Annotated in this window: 14 protein-coding genes; 9 read left to right on the forward strand and 5 right to left on the reverse strand. The window is 72.4% G+C overall.

The window, feature by feature from the left end; translation table 11 throughout:
• Nucleotides 1-2: 2 nt before the first annotated feature.
• The 5 genes from E0500_RS40715 to E0500_RS40735 are packed head-to-tail and all read left to right on the forward strand — an operon-like array spanning nucleotide 3 to nucleotide 6,247.
• Nucleotides 3-959: an ABC transporter permease gene (locus E0500_RS40715; protein ID WP_131561079.1), complete on the forward strand. Its 957-nt coding sequence runs from the start codon at nucleotides 3-5 to the stop codon at nucleotides 957-959.
• Nucleotides 956-1,849 (forward strand): ABC transporter permease, encoded by an 894-nt coding sequence (locus E0500_RS40720; protein ID WP_131561081.1) that lies wholly within the window; start codon nucleotides 956-958, stop codon nucleotides 1,847-1,849. The genes E0500_RS40715 and E0500_RS40720 overlap by 4 nt, the downstream gene beginning before the upstream one ends.
• Complete coding sequence (locus E0500_RS40725; RefSeq protein ID WP_131561083.1) at nucleotides 1,849-3,567, forward strand: ABC transporter ATP-binding protein; 1,719 nt, start codon at nucleotides 1,849-1,851, stop codon at nucleotides 3,565-3,567. Before E0500_RS40720 ends, E0500_RS40725 begins: the two co-directional genes overlap by 1 nt.
• Nucleotides 3,564-5,594, forward strand: coding sequence for a CocE/NonD family hydrolase (locus tag E0500_RS40730; RefSeq protein WP_131561085.1), 2,031 nt, complete (start codon nucleotides 3,564-3,566; stop codon nucleotides 5,592-5,594). Before E0500_RS40725 ends, E0500_RS40730 begins: the two co-directional genes overlap by 4 nt.
• Nucleotides 5,591-6,247, forward strand: coding sequence for a TetR/AcrR family transcriptional regulator (locus E0500_RS40735; protein WP_165934913.1), 657 nt, complete (start codon nucleotides 5,591-5,593; stop codon nucleotides 6,245-6,247). Before E0500_RS40730 ends, E0500_RS40735 begins: the two co-directional genes overlap by 4 nt.
• On the opposite strand, the gene E0500_RS40740 is transcribed toward E0500_RS40735, so the two are convergent.
• The 3 genes from E0500_RS40740 to E0500_RS40750 form a co-directional block, all read right to left on the reverse strand.
• The gene (locus E0500_RS40740) at nucleotides 6,240-7,151 is read right to left on the reverse strand and encodes an SGNH/GDSL hydrolase family protein (protein ID WP_131561089.1); all 912 of its coding nucleotides are present in this window, start codon (nucleotides 7,149-7,151) and stop codon (nucleotides 6,240-6,242) included. The two genes, E0500_RS40735 and E0500_RS40740, sit on opposite strands and share 8 nt — an antisense overlap.
• Before the next feature lie 157 nt (nucleotides 7,152-7,308).
• Nucleotides 7,309-7,944 (reverse strand): DUF3105 domain-containing protein, encoded by a 636-nt coding sequence (locus tag E0500_RS40745; RefSeq protein ID WP_131561090.1) that lies wholly within the window; start codon nucleotides 7,942-7,944, stop codon nucleotides 7,309-7,311.
• 93 nt (nucleotides 7,945-8,037) lie between these two features.
• Nucleotides 8,038-8,496 carry a hypothetical protein gene (locus tag E0500_RS40750; protein WP_258573787.1) on the reverse strand — a complete coding sequence of 153 codons (459 nt, stop codon included), beginning with the start codon at nucleotides 8,494-8,496 and terminating at the stop codon, nucleotides 8,038-8,040.
• A gap of 154 nt (nucleotides 8,497-8,650) precedes the next feature.
• Here E0500_RS40750 and E0500_RS40755 point away from each other — a divergent pair, with 154 nt between their 5' ends.
• Nucleotides 8,651-11,644 (forward strand): SpoIIE family protein phosphatase, encoded by a 2,994-nt coding sequence (locus E0500_RS40755; protein WP_131561092.1) that lies wholly within the window; start codon nucleotides 8,651-8,653, stop codon nucleotides 11,642-11,644.
• A 42-nt stretch (nucleotides 11,645-11,686) separates the two neighbouring features.
• Here the strand turns inward: E0500_RS40755 and E0500_RS40760 are convergent, their stop codons facing one another.
• Nucleotides 11,687-12,703, reverse strand: a complete 1,017-nt coding sequence (locus tag E0500_RS40760; RefSeq protein ID WP_131561126.1) for a zinc-binding alcohol dehydrogenase family protein — start codon at nucleotides 12,701-12,703, stop codon at nucleotides 11,687-11,689.
• Between the two features lie 140 nt (nucleotides 12,704-12,843).
• On the opposite strand from E0500_RS40760, the gene E0500_RS40765 reads away from it, so the two are divergent.
• From E0500_RS40765 to E0500_RS40775, 3 genes are all read left to right on the forward strand, one after another.
• Nucleotides 12,844-13,641 (forward strand): VOC family protein, encoded by a 798-nt coding sequence (locus E0500_RS40765; protein WP_131561094.1) that lies wholly within the window; start codon nucleotides 12,844-12,846, stop codon nucleotides 13,639-13,641.
• Nucleotides 13,642-13,704: 63 nt separating this feature from the next.
• Nucleotides 13,705-14,412 carry a ribonuclease H gene (locus E0500_RS40770; RefSeq protein WP_131561096.1) on the forward strand — a complete coding sequence of 236 codons (708 nt, stop codon included), beginning with the start codon at nucleotides 13,705-13,707 and terminating at the stop codon, nucleotides 14,410-14,412.
• Nucleotides 14,413-14,555: 143 nt separating this feature from the next.
• Nucleotides 14,556-15,767: an FAD-dependent monooxygenase gene (locus E0500_RS40775; protein WP_181587390.1), complete on the forward strand. Its 1,212-nt coding sequence runs from the start codon at nucleotides 14,556-14,558 to the stop codon at nucleotides 15,765-15,767.
• A 21-nt stretch (nucleotides 15,768-15,788) separates the two neighbouring features.
• Here the strand turns inward: E0500_RS40775 and E0500_RS40780 are convergent, their stop codons facing one another.
• Nucleotides 15,789-16,415 (reverse strand): alpha-ketoglutarate-dependent dioxygenase AlkB, encoded by a 627-nt coding sequence (locus E0500_RS40780; RefSeq protein WP_131561100.1) that lies wholly within the window; start codon nucleotides 16,413-16,415, stop codon nucleotides 15,789-15,791.
• Between the last annotated feature and the right edge of the window lie 9 nt (nucleotides 16,416-16,424).

Here is a 16,424-nt window from a genome sequence, read left to right on the forward strand (position 1 = left end):
GCATGCTGTCCTTCGTCGCCCGACGGATCGCCGCCGCGCTGGGCACCCTCCTCCTCGCCTCCGTCCTGGTCTTCCTCGCCGTCCAGGCCCTGCCCGGTGACGTCGCCACCCAGGTCCTCGGCAAGGACGCCACCCCGGACGCCGTCGCCGCCCTGCGCGGGCAACTCGGTCTCGACCGGCCCGCCTGGGAGCGGTACGTCGACTGGGTGGGCGGTGCCCTCCACGGGGACTTCGGCACCTCGCTCGTCTCCGGCAAGGCGGTCGGCGGCGAGGTGGCCTCCTACCTCGGCAACTCCGCGCTGATCGCCCTCGTCACCGTCCTGTTCGCCGTCACCGGCTCGATCGTCCTCGGCGTCCTCGCCGGCGTGTACCGCGACCGCTGGCCGGACCATCTGATCTCCACGGCCAGTCTCGTCGGCATGAGTGTCCCCGAGTTCGTCGTGGCCACCGTGCTGGTGCTCTGCTTCTCGGTCGCGCTGCCCTGGTTCCCCGCGGTCGTCCTGTACGGCCCGGAGGCGAGCGTCGGTCAGCTCCTGCCCGCCGTCTGGCTGCCCGCACTGTCCCTCGCCATCGTCATGGCCGCCTACATCGTCCGCATGGCCCGCACCTCCGTCATCGACGTGATGGCGAGCGAGTACGTCACCACTGCCCGCCTCAAGGGCCTGTCGACCTGGCGGGTCGTCACCCGGCACGCCCTGCCGAGCGCCCTGCTGCCCACCCTGCACGTCATCGCGCTCAACGTGGCCTGGCTCGTGGGCGGCGTCGCCGTGGTCGAGAACGTCTTCAACTACCCGGGCGTCGGCAAGCTGCTGCTCTCCTCGGTGCAGAACCGGGACCTGCCCGTCATCCAGGCCGTCGCGCTCGTCAGCGCCGTCGTCTACGTCACCTGCAACCTCGCCGCCGACCTCGGCGCCATGGCCCTCAACCCCAAGCTCCGTACGCGCGGGAGGACTCGATGACCACGCTCGACACCGCACCGGTGGCAGCCCCCGCCGCGGCTCCCGCGCGCGCCGTGCGCGTCTGGCGCACCCTCCGCTCCTCGCGCGCCGCCGTCATCGGACTGTCCGTCGTCGCCGTCCATGTGCTGATCGCGCTCCTCGCACCGCTCCTCACTACGTACGACCCCATAGCCAACAGCGCCGACGAGGCCCTCCTCGGGCCGAGCTGGCAGCACTGGGCGGGCACCGACCAGTACGGCCGTGACGTCCTCGCCCGCGTGCTGTACGGCGGCCGGTACGCGCTCGGTGTCTCCGTCACCGCGACCCTGCTGACCGTCGCGCTCGGCACCGTCATCGGATGCGCGGCCGCCCTGCGCGGAGGCCGGTTCGACGACGTGCTGGGCCGGATCCTGGACGCGGTGCTGTCCGTGCCGGCGATCCTGACCCTGCTCGTCGTCGTGACCGCACTGGGTACGGGCCCTTCGGTCATCGTCCTCGCGATCGCCGTGGTGTACGTGCCCCAGGTCGTACGGGTCGTACGGGGTGCCGCTCTGGCCGTCGTACCGCAGGACTACGTCACGGCGGCGCGGGCGCGCGGCGAGGGCACCTGGGCGATCCTGCGCAGGGAGATCCTGCCGAACATCACCGACGTGGTGTGCGTGGAGTTCGCGATGCGGGCCTCCTGGGTCGTGCTGCTGATCTCCTCGCTGTCCTTCCTCGGCTTCGGCGCCGACCCGCCGACCCCCGACTGGGGACTGATGGTCGCCGAGAACCGCACCGCCATCACCGTCGTCCCGATGGCGAGCCTCGCGCCGATCATCGCCCTGGCCACGCTCGTGGTCGGGCTCAACCTCGCCGCCGACGGCCTGTCCAAGGCCTGGGGCGTGGACCGGATCAGGGAGGGCTCCTGATGACGCCGATCGTTTCCGTGAACTCCCTGTCCGTGGCCTACCGTTCGGGCGGCCGGGACGTGCCGGTCGTGCACGAGGTGACCCTGGAGGTCGCCAAGGGCCGGACACTCGCCCTCGTCGGCGAGTCCGGCAGCGGCAAGTCGACCGTGGGGGCCACCCTGCTGGGGCACCTGCGGCACGGCTCCCGGATCACCGGCGGCTCGGTGCACATCAAGGGCAGCGACGTCTTCGCACTGCCCGCACGGGAGCTGAGGCGACTGCGCGGTGGGACCGTCGCCATGGTCGCGCAGAACGCCGGGCACGCGCTCACACCGTCCATGCGGATCGGACGGCAGATCGCGGAGGCGGGCGGCGACATCCCCGTCACGGACCTGCTGGAACAGGTCCGGCTGCCGCGCCCCGCCGAGCTCGCCCGCCGCTACCCGCACGAGCTCTCCGGCGGCCAGCAGCAGCGCGTCGCCATCGCCATGGCCATCGCGGCCCGCCCCGACGTCCTCGTCCTCGACGAGCCGACGACCGGCCTCGATGTCGTCACCCAGCGTGGCGTCCTCGACCTGATCGCCGGCCTGCGCGACGAACTCGGCCTCGCCGCCGTCCTGGTGAGCCACGACCTCGGCGTCGTCGCGCACCTGGCCGACGAGGTCACCGTGCTGCGCTCCGGCCGGATCGTGGAGTCGGCGCCCACGCGCACGCTCTTCGCGACGCCCCAGGACCCGTACACCAGAAAGCTGCTGGCGAGCGTCCCCCGCCTCGATGACGCCGGGCTCGCGCTCGTCGGCGAGGCGGGGGAGCGGGAGGTCCGCCCCAGGGCACAGGTGCCGGCCAACGCCCCGGTGGCCGTGTCCGCCCGCGATGTGACCATCGACTACGGCTCCTCGCGCGCCGTGCACGGTGTCTCCTTCGACGTCCGCAGAGGCGAGGTCCTCGCGCTCGTCGGCGAGTCGGGCAGCGGCAAGTCCACGCTCGCCTGGACGCTCGCGGGCCTGCGCACCCCCTCCGGCGGCACCCTGACCCACGAGTCGGGCGACCTGGCACGCCCCGCCGAACGGCGGCCCCTGTCGCTGCGGCGCAGGGTCCAGCTCGTCTTCCAGAACGCCGACACCTCCCTGAACCCGCGCCGCTCCGTGGGCGACGCGGTCCGCCGCCCTCTGCAGCTCTTCGGTACGGTCACGAGTCCGGCCGAGGCCGCCGGGCGGGCCCGGAAGCTCATCTCCGACGTACGCCTGGACCCGGCCCTCGCCGACCGGCTGCCCGCCCAGCTCTCCGGCGGCCAGCGCCAGCGCATCGGCATCGCCCGGGCACTGGCGGGCGAACCGGACGTGCTGATCGCCGACGAGATCACCACCGCCCTCGACGTCTCGGTGCAGGCGGAGGTGCTCCGCCTCCTCGACGACCTGCGGCGCGAACGCGATTTGGCCTGCCTGTTCATCAGCCACGACCTGGCCGTCGTCCGCGGCATCGCGGACCGCGTGGCCGTGCTGCGGCACGGCGTGGTCGTCGAGGAGGGCCCGACGGAGGCGGTGTTCGCCTCGCCCGGACACCCCTACACCCGGCAGCTGATGGCGGCCGCCCTCGAACCCGACCCCGACGCCCTGCCCCCTGGCGACGACGTCACCGGCTGGGCCGACGCCGCCGAACCCGACGACCTGTGGACCAACCACGGCAACGGCCACCGGGTCCGCCGCTGGCGCCCCGCCCTCCTGGAAGGAAACTCGTGAAGTACCGCGAGCGGTTCGACCGGCCCGTCGTCCGCGAGGACGTCTGGATCCCCACTCGTGACGGCGCGACCCGGCTGCACGCCCGCATCTGGCGGCCCGCCGACGCCGAAGCCGACCCCGTGCCCGCACTCCTCGAATACCTGCCGTACCGCAAGAGCGACTGGACCGCGCCCCGCGACGCCCAGCGCCACCCCTGGTACGCCGGACACGGCTACGCCTCCGTACGCGTCGACATCCGCGGCCACGGCGACAGCGAGGGAACCCCCGGCGACGAGTACGACGCGCAGGAGCTCGCGGACGGCGTCGACGTCGTCAACTGGCTCGCCGCGCAGCCCTGGTGCACCGGCAAGGTCGGCATGTTCGGCATCTCCTGGGGCGGCTTCAACTCCCTCCAGATCGCCGCCCTGGCCCCCGAACCCCTGAAGGCGATCGTCACCGTCTGCTCCACCGACGACCGCTACGACAACGACGTCCACTACACCGGAGGCGCCGTCCTCGGCATCGACATGCTCGCCTGGGCGGGCACCATGCTCGCCTTCGCCTCCCGGCCACCGGACCCGGCGAACGTCGGCGCCGACCGCTGGCTGCCGATGTGGCGGCAGCGCCTCGACGCCCTCGAACCGTTCCTGCACACCTGGCTGGACCACCAGCAGCGCGACGCCTACTGGCGGCACGGCAGCGTCTGCGAGGACTACGGCGCCATCGACGCGGCCGTCCTCGCGGTGGGCGGCTGGAACGACCCGTACCGCGACACCGTGCTCCGGCTGGTGGAACACCTGCCGGGCGACCGCGTACGCGGCCTGATCGGCCCGTGGTCGCACCAGTACCCGGACCGCGGCCTGCCGCCCGGCCCCGCGATCGGCTTCCTCCAGGAGACCCTCCGGTGGTGGGACCAGCACCTGAAGGACCAGGACACCGGGATCATGGACGAGCCCCTGCTGCGCGCCTGGGTCACCGACCCGGTTCCGCCCGCCACGACGTACGACGTCCTGCCCGGCCGCTGGGTGGCCGAGCGCCACTGGCCGTCCCCGACGGTCACCTGGGACGAACGCACTCTGGGCCCGGACCGCACCCCCGTTCTCGTACGGTCCCCCCAGCACACCGGCCTCGACGCCGGACGCTTCTTCCCCTTCGGCAACGCGAGCGACCTGCCGCCCGACCAGCGCGAGGAGGACGGCCGGTCGGTCTGCTTCGACACGGAGCCCCTCACCGACCGGGTGGAGATCCTCGGCCGCCCGCGCCTGAGGCTCCGCCTCGACAGCACCACCCCGCGCGCTCACATCGTCGCCCGTCTCTGCGACGTCGCACCCGACGGCTCCTCCACCCTCGTCACCCGGGGCGTCCTCAACCTGCTCTCGCGGCACGGCCGCGACCGGGCCGTGGAATGGCAGCCGGGCACGTACGGGACGGTCGAGTTCGAGCTGAGCGGCATCGGGTACGCCTTCCCGCCGGGCCACCGCATCCGGGTCGCCGTGTCCGACACGTACTGGCCCTGGGTGTGGCCGCACGGCGAACGCGGCACGCTCAACGTGGTCCCCGCCGACAGCGCCGTACTCCTGCCCGTACGGGAGAGCGTCGACGAGCAGCCGATCCACTTCGAGGAGCCCGAGCAGGCGCTGCCGCTGCCGGTGACGTACGACCGGCCCACCGACCCGCGCCCCGAGCGGCTCGTGACACACGACGTGGCCACGGGGGAGTGGCGGCTGGAGGTCGACCCCAACTACGGGGGATCGCGCACCTACCCGGACGGGCTGCGCTACGAGGAGAGCGCGCTGGAGACGTACACGATCCGCTCCGACGACCCGCTCTCCGCCTCGGCCGTCTCCACGTGGACGATCCGGCTGCACCGCGAGAAGGAGGGTGGGGACGAGGGCGGGGACGCGTGGGACGCCGAGATCGTTACCCGGACGGAACTGCGGGCGACGCGCACGGACTTCATCATGGACAGCCGCATCGAAGCACGGTCGAACGGAGAGACAGTGGTCAAGCGCCAGTGGCACCGCACCACCCCGAGGACATCCGGATGACGGCCTCCGAGTCGCGTCCCGCCGCCCGGACCCCGCGCCGTGCCGTCGCGGCCGCCGCCCGGACCCGCCAGCCCACCGAGGTGCGCCGCCGCCTCATCGCCGAGGCGGCCGTACCGCTGATCGCCGAGCGCGGCTACGCCTCGGTGGGCGTACGGGACGTCGCCGCCGCGGCCGGTGTGTCGGTGGGCACGGTCACCTATCACTTCGACAGCGTCCAGGAGGTCCTGTCCGAGGCGATGGTGCTGCACATCGAGGCGTACTACGCCGCGCTCAGCGAGGCCGCCCAGCAGGCCTCCGGCTCGGCCGAGGCACTGCGGCTGCTGGTCGACGCGCTGTTCACCGAGGACACCGACCGGCACTGGCGCATGTGGTTCGACTACTGGAACGCAGGGGACCAGGACCCGGACCAGGGCTTCGCACGCGGCCAGGCCGAGCGGTACGCGGCCTGGCACGACCAGATCCGGTCGCTCGCCGGGCGGGGCGTCGACGAGGGCGAGTTCACCTGCGACGACCTCGACGGATTCACCGCCCGATTCGCCGCGCTCGCCGACGGCCTGGCGCTCCAGCGCCTGCGCCAGGCGCCGCCGCTCACCACGGAGGACGCCCGCCGGCACCTCAACCGGCTCATCGAGACGGAACTCCGGCTCATGTGACGTGGTTCCCGACCGTCCGCGTGATCTCCCGGGCGATGCGCACGATGCCGGGGGAGGGGACCGGGCACGGCTTCGGCCTGGACGTGGTGGGTGCCAGGCAGAAGTGCAGATAGTCGTCGTCGCGGTGCAGGGCGGTACGGCCCTGACCCGGCTGCGTGCAGTACGCGGAGTGCTCCCGCTCGTACGCGGTGCACGGCAGGTACTGCGCCCAGGTGTAGCGGGCCGAGGCGGGGCTCACCGCCCGGCCCGCGTCGGCGACCAGGTCGCCGGAGGCCTCGGCCTGTTGCCGGTACAGGGAGTTGACGCGCCGCACCCGGTCGGGAGTGATGGGGTCCGGTCCTTGCAGCACCCAGACGATCCTCGGCCGCCGTGATCCGCCCGCGTCCGCGATCTGCTGTGTCAGCCGCTCGGCGTCGTCGGCGTACCGGGAGAAGTACGTGCCCTCGGCCTTGTCGTACGTGATGCCGTCCATGCAGGGCGTGTAGCCCCAGGCGTTGCCCCAGAACTGCAACACCACGACATCCGGGCGGAGCCGGCGTACGAGGACCGCGGCCTTGTCCTGCGGCGGCACCAGCGACCTGTCGTCGGTGCCCTCCAGGTAGTCGCACAGCGTGGTGCCCGGGTAGGGGGCGCCGGTGTAGCGGGCGTCCAGGCCGTCGCGGAGCTGCTGTCCGAGCACCTTCTGGTTCTCCACGGCGAGCGAGTCGCCGAGGTAGAGCACGACGGGTGCCTTCCGCGGGGCGGTCGGCGCATCCGGGGCGGCCGGTGTGGCCGCCGCCCGCTGACGCGTCGTCGGCTCCGGGTCGCCGGGTGCGGGCGCCGTCTCGGGTCCGGACGTCGGATCCCCGCAGGCGCCCAGCAGCACCCCGGTGAGCAACATCCCCACGATCCACGGCTTCCGCATGCAGCGACTCCCGCCCCGGCCACCGAAACGGCCTCCCAGGCAAGCACAGGAGGGCCCCAGGGGGAAGGGACACGTCGGCCACGGGGCGCCCGGTCAAGTTCGGGGGCGCCCCGCCCGCCTCAGTGACGCGTCAGAGATGCCTCAGGGACGTCGCGTCTCAGGGGGTCATCCCACCGGTGCACGCGGCACCCGGCTCCGGCGTCTGCTCACCCTGCACATACTTGTCCAGGAACTTCTGGACCCGCGCGTCGGACGCCGAGTCCACCTTCAACTGCTTGCCCCACGCGCTGAGCACGACGGGCGACGACTGGTCCTCGTACGGGCTCATGAACGTGTACGACGTCCTGTTGACCGTGTCGGCCAGCTTGGACACGTCCGCCTCGGACGCCTCGTCGTTGTAGGTGATCCAGACGGCGCCGTGCTCCAGCCCGTGCACCGCGTTCTCGTTCGGCACGGCCTTCGTGTAGACCTGCTTGTCGCAGTTGACCCACACCTGGTTGTGGTCGCCGCCGACGGGCGGGCTCATCGGGTAGTCGACCTGGGTGGTGACATGATTCTGGGTCAGCTTCGACCAGCTCTTCACGCCCTCGACCGGGGCGGCCTTCGCCTGCTCCTTCTCCTCGGCGGCGGCGAACAGGAACCACCCACCGCCGACGAGCCCGACGAGGATCACGATAGCGGCGCCGAGGGTGAGCAGACGGGCACGCCGCTCACGGGCCTGCTCGGCTCTGCGCATCTCCTCGACGCGGGCGCGGCGCTCCGCGCTTCTGGCCTTCGCGTTCGATTTACCCATGGGAATGTCCTTCTCCCCGCCGTGCCGTCTCCGGGCACGGCGGTGCTGCAGCGGTGTTCGGGTGGGATGACTGGGCGGTGCGCGCGGTACGGCCTAGACCCGAAGCAACTGCAGTTCGTGGAGATCCGGAGGGCGGGCGGCACCCGGCTCGCGGGACGGGTCGAGCGCCCCGGGACCCGTAGCGGTCGCGGGCTGCCCGGGCGACGCGGCCCGGTCGTCGCCCATGAGCGGCGGATGGCCGAGCACGCCATGGTGATCAGGGCTGTCGCAGTGATGGTGCCCCGACCCCTCATCACAGGGCTCCTGCTCCGCGTGCCGGGGCGCCACGACCTCAAGGCGCTCGCCCACGGTCGAGGAGAGGGCAGCCGTCAGAGGAGTGGACACCGGCGCGGACACCGGCGACGGCACCCGGGGCCCGGCGGCATCCGCTGTGGGCGCACTCAGGCAGAACAGCGCGAAGATCGCCGACACCACGAGGAGCAGGAGCCAAAGACGCTCCCAGCCGTCATGGGCACGCGGCGACGCCGTACGACGCAACCGCGGACCGGGCATGGGACGCCTGACGACTCGGGGGACGGGAGGGCCCGCAGAGGAGAGCGAGCGCCGCCGAAATTATCAGACCGGCCTCGGATTACCGTGCGCAGGATCTGACCCCGTGGGCCCCGTGCGATGTTTGTGGCTTGTGTCATACGAGGACTAGGGTGAAATGGCGCGGAGGATTACCCCGCCGGGCAAGCCGAGCGGCGGTGCGCCACGGGGCCGCCTCCGGGCGAGGGAAGTGATCCCGTTGTCCGTCGCCTGGGACGACATCGGCGGGCTCGTCGATGCCCATGAGCGTTTTCTGGCCGGGGCGCGGGTCGACTCGGACGTCCGGGACTCGGTACTCGACTCCTGGAAGCGATGCCGCTCCGCGGGTCTCGAACCGCACCAACTGCTGATTCCCTACTCGCCGGACCTCGACGTGGAGGCCCCCTTCCTCAGCGCGGCCGACCCGGTACTGGGGCAACTGACCGAATCGTTCGCGAACGTGAGCGTGGCGGTCGTGCTCTGCGACGGGCAGGCCCGCATGGTGCGGCGGCAGGGCGGTGACCGTGCGTTGCGCGCCCGCCTCGACGAGGTGAACTTCGCTCCCGGCTTCTGCGCGTCCGAGGACGCCGCCGGCAACAACGGCGTCGGGACCGCGCTGGCCGAGCGTCGACCCGTCTACGTCGTCGGCCGCGAGCACTTCGCCGACTGCCTGTCGCAGTTCGCCTGCGCCGGCGCACCCGTGCGGAACCCGCTCAGCGGGCGGATCGAGGCGGTCCTCGACCTCACCAGCCTGCGCGACGACGGCGACCCCGCCATGGTGCGGCTGGTGCGTGAGGCCGCCCACGGCATCGAGGCCCGGCTGCTGGAACAGGCGACGGAACGTGAGCGGGCACTGCTCGATGCGTACCGGACGGCCTCCTGGAGAAACGGCGGAGCCGGTGACCGGCCGCGGCAACCCGAGCACCTGCCCGGAGAGTGGGCGAACGGCCACGACGGCGACGGTCTCGGCAGGCTCGACCTGGCGGTACTGCGCGAGAAGGCCGAGGAACTCATCGCCTCACCGCAGCGCACGCTGGACGAAGTGACCCTCTCCGGCGGCAGGGTGGCGACCCTGTCGCGGCGCCCGATCATGGGCGCGGCGGGTGAGACGGGGGCCGTCGTCGAGGCCCGCGTCCAGGGCGGCCCGCGCCTGCGCCACATCGAGCTCACCGCCCCGGCCGTGCCCGGCGGGGTGCCCGCGGGGAGCACGACCCTGCCGCCCGGATCGGCACCGCCCGGAAAGCCGCTGCCCGGGACCTCGCCGACCGCGGCCGAGCGGACCACGCCATCCGCACCACCACCCGCAGCCGCCATACGCGCGGTCGCCCCACCGCCCCCGCCGACGGCACCGGCGGCGCTCGCCCCCACCGTGGTCCTGCCGGAAGGCGACGCCGGCGACTCCGACGCGCAGGAATGGCTGCTGCTCCTGGGGGAGCCCGGAGTCGGCAGGCTGGCCGTGCTGGCCCGCAGGCGCCTGGAACTGCTGCACGACGCCAGCGTCCGCATCGGCACCACCCTGGACGTGACCCGTACCGCCGAGGAACTGACGGAGGTGACCGTCCCCCGGTTCGCCGACTTCGCCGCCGTCGACCTGCCCGACTCCGTACTGCACGGCGACGAGCCCGGGCCGCTCGGCCCCGGCGCCATGCTGCGCAGGGTCGCGCTGGACTCCATCCACCAGGGTTCTCACCTGTACGAGGTCGGCGACCTGTTCCGGTACGTCGCCTCCACGCCGCAGGCCCGCAGCTGGGAGACCGGACAGTCGGTGCTCGAACCCGTACTGTCCGAGGCCAGCGGCTGGCTCGCTCAGGACCCGGCACGGCTCCAACGGGTGCTGGCGGCCGGCATCCACTCCCTGATCACGGTGCCGCTGCGGGCGCGCGGCACGACCCTCGGCCTGGTGAGCTTCTACCGCTCCGAGGAGCCCGCCCCCTTCGAGGACGACGACCTGTCCCTGGCCCAGGAACTCGTCGGCCGGGCCGCGATCAGCATCGACAACGCCCGCCGCTACACCCGCGAGCACAACACCGCGCTAGCCCTGCAACGCAGCATGCTGCCCCGTGGGCGGCCCGAACAGAGCGCCGTCGAGGTCGCCTACCGGTATCTGCCCGCACAGGCAGGGGTGGGCGGCGACTGGTTCGACGTCATCCCGCTGTCCGGCGCACGGGTGGCGCTGGTGGTGGGCGACGTCGTCGGCCACGGCCTGCACGCCGCCGCCACCATGGGCCGCCTGCGCACGGCCGTGCACAACTTCTGCTCCCTGGACCTGCCGCCCGACGACCTCCTCACCCACCTCGACGACCTGGTCGGACGGCTCGACCGGGGCGAGGGCTGGGCGGTGGAGGGCACCCATCCCGACTCCGGCATCGTCGGCGCCACCTGCCTGTACGCGGTCTACGACCCGGTGTCCCGGCACTGCACCCTCACCCGCGCCGGACACCCGCTTCCCGCGATCGTCGGCCCTGACGGAACGGTGGACTTCGTCGACCTGCCGTCCGGCCCGCCCCTCGGCCTCGGCGGACTGCCCTTCGAAACCGTCGACATGGAACTGGCCGAGGGCAGCCAGCTCGTCCTCTACACCGACGGGCTGATCGAGGACCGGCACCGGGACATCGACTCCGGCCTGGACAAACTCCGCACCGTCCTGGCCCGCTCCGACCGGGCACCCGAGGACACCTGCGAGGCGGTCCTCGACGCCCTGCTCCCGGCCCGCCCGAGCGACGACGTGGCCCTGCTCGTCGCCCGCACCCACGCCCTGGGCCCGGACCGCGTCGCCCAGTGGGACTTCCCCAGCGACCCGGCGATGGTCCCCCGCGCACGCGTGGCGGTCACCGGCCAACTGTCCGCCTGGAACCTCGACGACCTCTCCTACACGACCGAACTCGTCGCCAGCGAACTGGTCACCAACGCCATCCGCCACGCCACCGGCCCCGTCCAGCTCCGTCTCCTCCGCGACCGCACCCTCATCTGCGAGGTCTCCGACGGCAGCAGCACCTCCCCTCGCCTCCGCCGCGCACGCACCGAGGACGAGGGCGGCCGCGGCCTGTTCCTGACAGCCCAGCTCACCGGCCGCTGGGGCACCCGCTACACCCCAAACGGCAAGATCATCTGGGCGGAGCAGCCCCTCCCGTGAGCGAGTGCCGAGACGGCGCCGAGACGGCGCTGAGGCCGTTGGTCAGAGCCGCGTCGGAAGGTCGTTGACCAGCACGGCCGCCCCGTCGAAGTGGCCCTCCTTGAGATCCCGCAGCGCCCGCTGCGCCTCGGACAGCGGGTAGGTGTGCGTCGTCGCCCGTACGCCGTACCGCGCCGCCAGCGCCAGGAACTCCCGTCCGTCCTCACGGGTGTTGGACGTGACGCTGCGCAGATCCTTCTCGTAGAACAGCTCGCTCTCGTAGCGCAGCGGAGGCGTGTCGCTGAGGTGGATCCCGGCGACTGACAGCACTCCGCCCCTGTCCAGCGCGCGCAGCGCCACCGGCACCAGGTCGCCCACCGGGGCGAACAGGATCGCGCTGTCCAGCGGCTCGGGCGGCATGTCGTACGCGTCGACCGCGGACGCGCACCCCAGCTCCAGAGCGAGCCGTCGGGCGGCCGCACCCCGCGTCATCACGTGCACGGTCGCCCCCTGCGCCAGCGCCAGCTGCGCACACAGGTGCGCACTCCCGCCAAACCCGTACAGCCCGAGCCGTCCGCCCGACGGCAGCGCGGCCCGCCGCAGCGCCCGGTAGCCGATGATGCCCGCGCAGAGCAGCGGCGCCAGCGTCACGTCGTCGACGTCCCCGGGCAGGCGGTACACGAACGCGGCCGGAACAGTCGTGTACTCCGCGTAACCACCGTCGGCGTCCCAGCCCGTGTACGTGGAGGCCGGGCACAGGTTCTCGGAACCGCGCAGGCAGTACGCGCACGTGCCGTCGGTGCGCCGCAGCCAGGCCACACCCACGCGGTCGCCCAGTGCGTAGTCGCGGACGTCATCGCCGATGGCCGCCACCACGCCCACCACCTCGTGCCCCGGTGTAACCCCCGGTCGGTGCACAGGCAGGTCGCCCTCGCTGACGTGCAGGTCCGTGCGGCACACCCCGCACGCGCGGACGTGCACGAGCAGTTCGTCGGACCGCGGCACCGGCACCGGCCTCTGGACGAACCGCAACGGCCCGCCCTCGATCAGCCCGGGCCGGGCCACCTCCCACGCGTGCATCATCCCGTCCTCCCGTCGACGACGACCGGAGCCCCTCCACCAGTCTGCCGCGCCCAGTCCCGTTCGGCGCGCGGCCCGGTCCGACCCTGACTAGCGTGAGACGAGGCACACCATCCGTCGAACCGAAGAGAGCCACAGCCATGGCACTGACTCAAGAGGGAACGCCCTGCTGGGCCGACGCGATGTTCAGCGACGTCGAGGGGGCCAAGCGCTTCTACGGCGACGTACTCGGCTGGACGTTCGGCGAGGCGTCGTCGGAATACGGCAATTACACGCAGGCGTACGTCGACGGCAAGTCGGTCGCCGCCGTCGTCCCGCCGATGCCTGGCGCGGAGGGGCAGTCCGCCTGGTGCGTGTACCTGGCCTCCGCGGACGTCAAGGCCACCGCGGCCAAGGTCCGCGAGAACGGCGGCGAGGTACTGATGGAGCCGATGCAGGTCGGTGACTTCGGCTCGATGCTGCTGGCCCGTGACCCGAGCGGCGTCGTCTTCGGCGCCTGGCAGGCGGGTGTCCACAAGGGATTCGAGGTGACGGGCGTGCCCGGCGCGTACGCCTGGTGCGAGATCTTCACCCGCGAGCCCGAGAAGTCCGACGCCTTCTTCCCGGCTGTCTTCGGCTACAGCGCGAAGCAGCTGGAGGACCCAGAAGCCGACTTCCGTATCTTCGACGTCGGCGGGAACACGGTCATGGGCCGTATGAAGATGACGGAGGACTTCCCGCCCGAGGTACCGCCGTACATCAACATCTACTTCGCCGTCCGGGACTGCGACGCGACGGTCACGAGCGCGACCGAGCGCGGCGGCGTTCTCCGTTTCGGCCCGGTGACCACGCCGTTCGGCCGTTTCGCGGCCCTCAGCGACCCGCAGGGCGCGTCGTTCTCCGTCATCGACCCCAGCACCACCGAGGGCCGGATGCCGGGAACGAGCGACGTGACCTGAACCCTCCGGTGGCACCGGCGGCGGACACCGGGCCCGCGGGCGGGCCGCGTCCCGGTTCGTGGCATGATCGGACTCATGCTGGAACGTGTAGTGGCCGCCTGTGACGGGGCGTCGAAGGGGAACCCCGGACCGGCCGGATGGGCCTGGGTCGTCGCCGATGCCGAGGAGACCCCCACCCGCTGGGAGGCCGGCCCGCTGGGCAGGGCCACCAACAACGTCGCCGAACTCACGGCCCTGGAGCGGCTGCTCACGGCCACCGACCCGGACGTAGCGCTTGAGGTCCGCATGGACTCGCAGTACGCGATGAAGGCGGTCACGACGTGGCTGCCCGGCTGGAAGCGCAACGGCTGGCGGACGGCCGCCGGCAAGCCCGTCGCCAATCAGGAGCTCGTCGTGCGCATCGACGAGCTGCTCGAAGGGCGCTCGGTCGACTTCCGCTACGTTCCCGCCCACCAGATCGACGGCGACCGCCTCAACGACTTCGCCGACCGCGCCGCGAGCCAGGCGGCCACCGTCCAGGAGTCCGCCGGAAGCGAGCTGGGCTCCCCGGAGCCACCCCCCGCACCGGCCGGCGCCGCTGCTTCGGCGAAGCCGAAGAAGACCGCCGCCCGCCGGGGCGCCTCGTCGCGTACGGGTTCCCGCACGATCAAGGCGAAGTTCTCCGGCCGCTGCGTGTGCGGCCGCTCGTACGCGGCGGGCGAGCCCATCGCGAAGAACGACCAGGGGTGGGGCCACCCGGAGTGCCGTACGACAGCGGCGGCGGGCGCGTAACGGGGGACATCCCCTCGGCCGCTGCCGCCTCCGTACGGCCGACACATCGGTGACGCACGCGCCGCAACCGCCGCCAGAGCCACACCCGCACTGTTACGCTGCGCGTTCAAAATATGACTCTGCGTCATACCGTAGGAGTGCGCGTGAAGATCGCATGCGTCGGCGGCGGCCCCGCAAGTCTGTACTTCTCGATCCTGATGAAACGCCAGGACCCCTCCTGCGACATCACCGTCCGCGAACGCAACCCGCCCGGCTCGACATACGGCTGGGGTGTGACCTACTGGGCCGGGCTGCTCGGCAAGCTCCGGGAGCACGATCCCGAGTCCGCGGCGGCCGTGGCCGCGAACTCGGTCCGCTGGAGCGACGGAGTCGCCCACGTCCGTGGCAGCCGTACGGTCCACCACGGCGACGAGGGCTTCGGTATCGGCCGGCGCCGCATGCTCGATCTGCTCGCCGGGCGCGCCGAATCCCTCGGGGTGCGGCTGGAGTTCGAGCACGAGGTCACCGCGGACCGCATCCCGGACGCCGACCTGGTCGTGGCGGGCGACGGGGTCAACAGCACCCTGCGTGAACGGCACGCCGACCACTTCGGCACCGACGTCCGGCTCGGCCGCAACCGGTACATCTGGCTCGGCACCACCCAGGTCTTCGACACGTTCACGTTCTCCTTCCAGGAGACGGGCCACGGCTGGATCTGGTGCTACGCCTACGGGTTCAGCGGGGAGCAGAGCACCTGCGTCGTGGAGTGCTCCCCGGAGACCTGGACCGGCCTCGGCCTCGACCGCGCGAACGAGGCCGAGGGGCTGGCCCTCCTGGAGAAGCTCTTCGCGGGCATCCTCGACGGCCACGCGCTGATCGGCCGGGCCCAGGCCGACGGTGCCGCGCAGTGGCTGAACTTCCGCACCCTGACCAACCGCACATGGTCCCGCGGCAACCTCGTCCTTATCGGCGACGCCGCCCACACCACGCACTACTCCATCGGCGCGGGCACCACCCTCGCCCTGGAGGACGCCATCTCCCTGGCCGGAGCCCTGCGCGGCCGCGCGGAACTCCGACCCGCGCTCGCCCGGTACGAACAGCAGCGCAAGGCCGGACTCCTCCGGCAGCAGAGCGCGGCCCGCCTGAGCGCCCAGTGGTACGAGAACCTCCCGCGCTACATGCACCTGCCGCCGCGGCAGATGTTCGCCCTCCTTGGGCAGCGCCACTCCCCGCTGCTGCCGTACGTACCGCCGCAGCTGTACTACCGACTCGACCGCGCCGCGGGGCAGCTGGAGGTGCTGCGCCGCCTCAAGCGCTGGCTGGGCCCGCGCCTGGCCCGCACGGCGCACGCCCGGGCACTGGCCGCGCGGAAGTAGCGCGTGCAGGGCGGCGACACATCAGTTCACGCCCTGCGGCCGGAACTGGATGCTGATGCGCGGCCCCGCCGCGCGGTTTGTCTTGGGCACCGCGTGGTCCCATGTGCGCTGGCAGGAGCCGCCCATCACGATCAGATCGCCGTGGCCCAGGGGGAACCGCAGGGTGTGGCCGCCCTGGCGTGGCCGCAGGGCCAGGTCGCGTGCCGTGCCCACCGACAGGATGGCCACCATCGTGTCCTGGCGGGCGCCCCGGCCGATCCGGTCGCCGTGCCAGGCCACACTGTCCCGGCCGTCGCGGTAGTAGCAGAGGCCGGCCGTGACGAACGGTTCGCCCAGCTCGTCGGCGTAGCGCGCGGTGAGCGCGTCGCGGGCCTCGTCGAGCACCGAGTGCGGCAGCGGATCCTCGGCCGCGTAGTACGCCAGCAGCCGGGGTACGTCGACGACCTGCTCGTACATCTGCCGCCGCTCGGCCCGCCAGGGCACCTCCTCGGCGAGGTGCGCGAAGAGGGCGTCTGCCCCGCTGAGCCAGCCGGGCAGCAGGTCGATCCAGGCTCCCGCGCCGAGCACGACCCGGCGTGTCTCCTCCAGCGGTGCGAGCTGGACCGTGTCGGACTGGTCGAAGAGCGAGCCCTGGAGGTGCGTGGCCATACACGCCAG

The organism is Streptomyces sp. KM273126 (assembly GCF_004337435.2).
Classification (GTDB): domain Bacteria; phylum Actinomycetota; class Actinomycetes; order Streptomycetales; family Streptomycetaceae; genus Streptomyces; species Streptomyces acidicola.